Below are 7,454 nucleotides of genomic sequence, written 5' to 3' on the forward strand. Positions count from 1 at the left end.
AGCAGCGATGTAGTGCCGACTGTGATCGTGGGTACCTCGCGAACCATGACATGAACCGAAGTGACGGAGTCGGGGTTTTTGAAGTGGTGTGTCATCCGCCGTCACTCGGTTATGTCCGCCGTTCGCGCGGGTAGTTGGACTGCTTGATGACTCATCTCTAATCAATATGGTCATCGCCTTTCTTAGTTCCAGGCGTCTGATTTCGGCCCATCTGATTTCACGTGACAAGTGCTAGCTTATCGACGCAACCGAAGTTGCGGTTTGATAGTTACTCGTGATCGCGGCCCAATGGATTTTGCGAGACGTCAGTTTCCAATTGATCGCAATTGAATTCACGGTTTGATCGTGTCGCTCGAATAACACCCATCTGAATTCACAGGTCAGCAGTTTCCTGTTTATCGCATTCGATGTCGCGGTTTGGATGTTGTTCCGAGATAGCAGTTCAAACGCCCTATGCGCCAGCCGAAAAATCTATGCTCGTTCCCCTTCGCGATTCGAATCGGGTAGACTTGTCATCAGCGATGTAGTGCCGACTGTGGTCGTGCGTACCACGCGAACCCGACGATGCACGTGAGTCGCCGAGTTGAGGTTTTTGAAGTGGTAGGTCGTTCGCGGCGACCACGTGATCGTTACCGTTCGCGCGGGTAGTTGTGACTGGATCCAATGCTGCTGAATCTGGCCCATTTGATTTCACGTGGCAACTGTAAGCTGATCGCCGCAATTGAAGTTGCGGTTTGATAGCTGTGTCTGATCGCGGCCCAACTGATATCGCGAGACATCAGTTTCCTATCAATCGCAATTGGATTCATGGTTTGATTGTGTTGCTCGAACGGCATCCAATTGAATTCATAGGACAGCAGTTTCCTCCGTATCGCATTTGATGTCACGGTTTATTTCTGCTCCGCGATGGCGGGTCAGACGCCCTATGGGCCAGCTGAAATATCTATGTTCGTTCCCCTTCGCGATTCGAATCGGGTAGACTTGTCAGCAGCGATGTACTGCTGGCCGTGGTCGTGTGTACCACGCGAACCATGACATGAACCGAAGTGACGGAGTCGAGGTCTTTGAAGTGGTGAATCGTCCGCCGTCACTCGGTTATGTCCGCCGTTATGCCGCAAATACCTGAGTGCATCATCCGTAACTCAACGACTCCCAATGGCTAACCGAGATGGCAGATAAGGGACCTAAATTCGACGAAGAGTTGTACAAGCACTTGATCGGAGAAAACGCGAAGTACATCGAGAAGGTTCATCAAACTTGGAACCAAAAACTTGTGATTGTTGGGGCTATGGTTGCTTTCAACCTCGTAAACCAGGAGGCGTTTGCTAAAGGTGCGCCGCTTCCTCTGCAATTGGTCATGCTCGCCGTACCGGTGATGTGCATAATGCTCGACGCACACTTACTCGAAAAAACGCTGCAAGCTCGGATTATCTCGCATTTCATTATCAAGGAATTCGAAGATAGAGGCACCACGCCTCCTTGGTGCAAGACGTTTTGGTCAATTAGTGATACCAGTAGATCGAAAAAACCGTTCCACTACTTGCTGCGATTTTGGCGCCCTCCAAAAAGTGGACACACCATTGATGCGCTCGTCGGAATGCGGTCCGCAACGACGTCGATCGTTTCTATTGTGCCAACTGTCCTTGTGATCTTGTTAGCGGCTTACGCGATTTCGCCAAAGGATCGCGTCTTTGCATTCCCCGTGGCGGGCATCATTTCGGTTATATACTTCGTCGTCGCATATTTCGTGTTCGTTAATCTCCGACGGAAAGTCCAAACCGAACAATAGCGGCATAACAATCCGTTGCACACGGAGCCGCGGGCCGCGCAGTTTGGATAGTTTAACGTTATTTGCCGCGGCCCGGTGAACGGTGCCGTTATCCGACTCAGTTGTCAGCAATTCGTGAATGTCACTTCTGCTCTCACTCATAGACGACCGTTTTGATCTGACAGCACTGTCGAAATCAATTTGCGCCTCATCCAATTTTCGGTTCGCTTGGCAGTTTTACGAATACTTCGGACCAAACCTCACATTGCCCGACTCAATCCGCTCCGCGTTGAATTTGATTGCATCCGATAACTCGCTGCATAACTTCCTGCGATTATCGCTTGACGACATCTATCCACGCGATTTTAAAATTGGATCACTACACGAACACGCAACAATCAAACAGGACGAATTATACTTCCTTGACACCGTTACTCGCGCTTCGTTGGATCGGCTGGGGGCTTATTCTCGCGAACTTTCGCATTCAAACACTGCCGAACGCAAACCTGTCCACGAGTTGTTCTCGTCGATTGGGAAATACTATGCATTCAATACTGAGCCCGGATCGCAGGATGGATGCGATATTTGCAAACATCACAACAATGATCTTATTTCGAACTGGCACTATGACGTTGCCTGGGACTACACCTTCGTATTGACTTGGCCGCACGCTTCGATACTCTGGTTCGGTTGTCTCACTGACACGGACTGATCGCCGATTGCAAAACCCGACCGATAACAATGCGATGCACCCGAGTGGCGGAGTCGACGTCTTTTGGGTTTTAGTTTCATCTCGATCGCCGCCACCAGGTGATCGCTACCGTTCGCGCGGGTAGATGGACTGACTGATGTTTCATCTCTTATCAAGTTGGTCATCGCCCTTTGCAGTACAAAGCGTTTGGATTCGGCCCATTTGATTTCAAGTGGCAGCCGTTTACTGATCGCTGCAATTGAGTTTGCGGTTTGATAGCTGTTAGTGAACTCGGCCCAGTTAATTTTACGAGACCTCAGTTTCCTGTTGATCGCAATTGAATTCGCGGCTTGATTTCGGTGCTTGAACAACGCCCATTTGAATTCATGGGACAGCAGTTGCCTGTGTATCGCACTTGATGTCACGGTTTGATTTCTGCGCCGAGATAGCTGTTCAAGCATCCTATGCGCCAGCCGAAATATCTATGCTCGTTCCCCTTGGCGATTCCGATCGGGTAGACTTGTCAGCAGCGATGTGATGCAGACTGTGGTCGTGTGTACCTCGCGAACCATGACATGAACCGAAGTGACGGAGTCGGGGTTTTTGAAGTGGTTAGTCGTCCGCCGTCACTCGGTTATGTCCACCGTTCGCGCGGATGGTTGTGCCTGCGATAACCATCGCCTGTCATCAATGCTGCTGAATCCGGCCCATCTGATTTCACGTGGCAAGTGTTTGATGATCGCCGCAAGTGAATTTGCGGTTTGATAGTTGTGCTTGATCGCGGCCCACTTGATTTAGCGCGTCAGCAGTTTCCTGTTGATCGCATTTGATGTCACGGTTTATTTCAGCTCCGAGATAGCCGATCAAACGCTCTACCCGCCGGCTGAAATATCTATACTCGTTCCCCTTCGCGATTCGAATCGAGTAGACTGGTCGACAGCGAGGTAGTGCAGACTGTGGTCGTGCGTACCACGCGAACCATGACATGAACCGAAGTGACGGAGTCGGGGTTTTCGAAGTGGTTTGTCATCCGCCGTCACTCGGTTATGTCCGCCGTTCGCGCGGGTAGTTGGACTGCTTGATGACTCATCTCTAAGCAGCATGGTCATCGCCCTTCTTAGTTGCAGGCGTCTGATTTCGGCCCATCTGATTTCACGTGACAAGTGCTAGCTGATCGAGGCAACCGAAGTTGCGGTTTGATAGCTGTTCGTGATCGCGACCCACGAGATTTCACGAGACGTCAGTTTCCTGTTTATCGCATTCGATGTCACGGTTTGGATGTTGTTCCGAGATAGCAGTTCAAACGCCCTATGCGCCAGCCAAAATATCAATGCTCGTAGCCTTTGGCGATTCCGATCGGGTAGACTTGTCTCCAGCGATGTCGTGCCGGCTGTGGTCGTGCGTACCACGCGAACCAGTTGGTGCACCGAAGTCGGCGAGTCGACGACTTTTGGGTTTTAGTTTCACCTCAACCGCGCCGACTCGGTGACCATAACCGTTACCCGACTGAATCGAGCACTCGATGAAGCACATACCGATTGCACTGACGCTCACGCTGCTCTGTTCGAGCACGCCGCAATCGGGTGGCGACTACGACGCTACGTACCAGCAACAACTTGACGACTACGATCGACAAACCGAACAGACGCAAAAGCAACTGGACCAAACGCAACAGCAACTCGATCAAACCCAGCGACAACAAGACGAGACCGAACGTCAACTGCAGCGATCAAAAACACATGCTGATCGCTACGAGGCTCTTCTCGATCGCTGGGAAGAACAGGCTGACCGGCAAGACATGGTTCTCGATGCGTTAGAGCGCGTTTTGTCACAAAGTGATGATGGCGACGCGAGCTCCAATCCAGAACCGGGAGACGGCGGGTAACCAAGCGATGGACACGGAGCCGCGGAGTCGTGTTTTTTGAAATGTTTGATCGTTCGCCGCGGCCCGGTCATCGCAACCGTTCGTCGTATCTTAGGTAGCATTTTGGATTTTGATCGCGCCCTTCGTTCGGATTCCATCCGGGCTCATGTTTACGCAGCGACTTTCCTCGCTGCTGAGGGGAAATCCGGGGCGCCATATCTTTCCGAGCTTCTTTCGCGATGCCGCTCGATCAATCCGAATTCCGACGTGCTTTCTGACGACCAACAGCGTTTGCTCTCTCGCGGCGCAACATCAATGGCTACTGTGGTGAGGGCTGTCGGATACGACTACGCTGATGCGGTGCATGCTGGCGTACTTCAATGGATCATTTCACTCACGACTTCCCGCCACATACAGATCGCGGGAACATCGATTCACGCACTTGCGACTTTAGGTTTCCCGCCCCAGGAAACGCGTACGACACTTGAACATCTGATTCGATCCGACAGACGCTCGGACGACTACCCTTTGATTACCTGTCGTGGCACAGCCTTTCGGTGTTTGGCCGAGATCAATCGACAATTCGTAGACCCATTTTTGGACACACCTGCGTGCCATGACCATGTTACCCTGCTCAAATGCTGGTTGGAGCATGTGCCTGACGACGCTAACCTGATCGAACAACTTAATTGGTTGACATGTAAGTAGCGACGAACCAGGACATGCACGCGAGGACGGGAGTCGCGGTTGTTGGTCTGCTTGCAAGTCTTTCGCCCGTCCCGCGTGATGTCTACCGTTATCCGACTGAATATGAATGCCCCTTGATATGAAACGTAACGTGACCTCAGCGGTGTTCGGCAAGCTCAAATGTCACATAAAAGATCGTTCTTATTCCGTGAAGATGGACTACAAAGGCAAGGCGATCGACATTCGATTCTTCTGCGAAACAGACGATGCAATCGAGCGTTTACTTCCACTTGCCGAAGGGGTCTGGCGGGCGCGTGTTCGGTACTTCAAAGCTTTTCGTGAGCATGCGGCTACGGAACTGCTTGAATTGCTCAACGGATTTCTCGACTGCGGAGAGGAGAATCCTCCGCAGGTGACGGCTGCACAACTCCGCAAGGTACTTTCCGTCCCATATTTGATTATATTTATGCTCACTGGCAATGATTACGAAGATGAGTATTTCGAGATCACTGGCGGGGATTCGCCCTGCCTACACGAGCACTGCTTGGTCGTTTCATTCGACGGCGATGGCAACATTTCGGATTGTGATGTGAAATCTTTGTTCTGACCAAGGGAGCGGATAACCATCCGATGCACCGGAGCGGCGGTGGTCAGCGTTGTGGCAATGGATATATTCTTCGCCGCCGCCCGGTGATCGGTGCCGTTACCCGGCAGAATTCAATCCAGACGACTCTGATGGTGACAACTGCACAGATACTCGCTGACTAGGCGTTGCAGATGGAATGCGGAGAGCAGTGCGTTGATTGGGCGATTGACCTTCTTGCATCCGGACACGAAGAGATGCCTGTTTGCCGTTTGGCGGCGAAATCGCGACCGTACAATTCCTTTGAAATCGCGTCACTCCGCGATCAAATTCTCCAAATGCTGGGTCTCAGCGATCTAACCGCCGACGAATGTCTCGTTATCTACGCGCGGGAATTACTTCTGGCTGCGTTAAACGACGATCTCCCAATTCGTGAGGCATTGGAAAGGATAAGGGATCTATACAACGCAAACGACTGCCAATCCGAACTCCATGACTTTTACTTGCTATATTGGGCATGGGATGACCTGGACTCAGAAGATCAAACTTTCCATTGGCCATCTGCAGATCGGAGAAATATTGAGCGTATCACTCGTGACGTCGCCCTAAAATTCATATCATGCAATCCAAACCGCGGGTAACCATGCCATGAACCGAAGTTACGGAGGTGCGTTGGTTTGGGTTTTAGTTTTGACTCTCTCGCCGTAATTCGGTTATGGCTACCGTTCTGGCTACTGAATCGAATTTGCAGCAAACTGTGATGCGAGCCGAAAACGATTACCGTGAGTTCATTGATTCGTTCATTGAGCGTCCTCGGATGTACCTTCACCGAGTCAGTCTTGATACTGCGATTGCTTTCTTGGTTGGATACGATTGCGCTACAAATCACTGTCTGCTTCGCGGGTTTACGAACTGGATGGCTACGGAGTTCCAAGGTTCTCCGTCGCTCGGGTGGCAAGGGTTGTTGAGGGCGAAATATAGTGAACAGGAGCCAAAGTCAGGGGACCCGGCACCTGACAGCGCGGAACTAACGTTTGTTGTGCGCGTATTAAGCCAGTTCTTTTGTCAGCGTGAGGCTCCAGAGCGTGGCTAAAATTCGATGGTTGTCGAAAGACCGTTGTATGACTATTGGCTCGTGCATTCAGAACGAGCCAGAACCATGTGGTGCACCGAAGTCGGCGAGTCGGGTTTGTTTTGAGTTCACGTCCACTGCGCCGACTCGGTGACCACTACCGTTCGCGCGGGTAATTGGACTGCTTGATGACTCATCTCTAATCAACATGGTCATCGCCCATTTCAGTTCGAAGCGTTTGAATTCGGCCCATCTAAATTCAGGTGTCAACTGTCAGCTGATCGCCGCAAATGATGCTGCGGTTTGATAGTCGCTGCTGAATTCGGCCCATCTGATCTCACCTGGCAACTGATAGCTGATCGTTGCAACTGAGTCTGCGGTTTGATAGTTGCTCGTGAACTAGGCCCATGTGATTTCGCAAGACGTCAGTTTCCTGTTTATCGCACTTGATGTCACGGTTTGATTTCTGCTCCGAGATAGCTGGTCAAACTCCTTACTCGCTAGCCGAAAAATCTATGCTCGTTCCCCTTGGCGAGTCCAATCGGGTAGACTTGTCAGCAGCGATGTGATGCAGACTGTGGTCGTGTGTACCACGCGAACCATGACATGAACCGAAGTGACGGAGTCGGGGTTTCTGAAGTGGTGTGTCTTCCGCCGTCACTTGGTTATGTCCGCCGTTCGCGCGGATGGTTGTGCCTGCGATAACCATCGCCTGTCTTCGATGCTGACGGATCTTGCCCATCTGATCTCACCTGACAACCATTAGCCGATCGCCGCAACTGAGTTTGT

At 51.4% G+C, this 7,454-nt stretch carries 3 protein-coding genes; all 3 read left to right on the forward strand.

Going from position 1 to position 7,454, the window contains the following annotated elements; all coding sequences use genetic code 11:
* The first annotated feature begins 1,213 nt into the window (after window positions 1-1,213).
* Window positions 1,214-1,789 carry a hypothetical protein gene (locus LOC67_RS27165; protein WP_230266001.1) on the forward strand — a complete coding sequence of 192 codons (576 nt, stop codon included), beginning with the start codon at window positions 1,214-1,216 and terminating at the stop codon, window positions 1,787-1,789.
* Window positions 1,790-3,981: 2,192 nt separating this feature from the next.
* The gene (locus LOC67_RS27170) at window positions 3,982-4,344 is read left to right on the forward strand and encodes a hypothetical protein (RefSeq protein ID WP_230266002.1); all 363 of its coding nucleotides are present in this window, start codon (window positions 3,982-3,984) and stop codon (window positions 4,342-4,344) included.
* An 805-nt stretch (window positions 4,345-5,149) separates the two neighbouring features.
* Entirely contained in the window at window positions 5,150-5,617 is a 468-nt protein-coding gene (locus LOC67_RS27175) for a DUF2262 domain-containing protein (RefSeq protein ID WP_230266003.1), read from the forward strand.
* Window positions 5,618-7,454 lie beyond the last annotated feature (1,837 nt).

This window comes from Stieleria sp. JC731, assembly GCF_020966635.1.
In the GTDB taxonomy this organism is placed as follows: domain Bacteria; phylum Planctomycetota; class Planctomycetia; order Pirellulales; family Pirellulaceae; genus Stieleria.

Excerpts from the sequence above, each read along its gene's own strand:
- LOC67_RS27170 (WP_230266002.1), top strand. The coding sequence starts at position 3,982 with ATGAAGCACATACCGATTGCACTGACGCTCACGCTGCTCTGTTCGAGC.
- LOC67_RS27175 (WP_230266003.1), top strand. The coding sequence starts at position 5,150 with ATGAAACGTAACGTGACCTCAGCGGTGTTCGGCAAGCTCAAATGTCAC.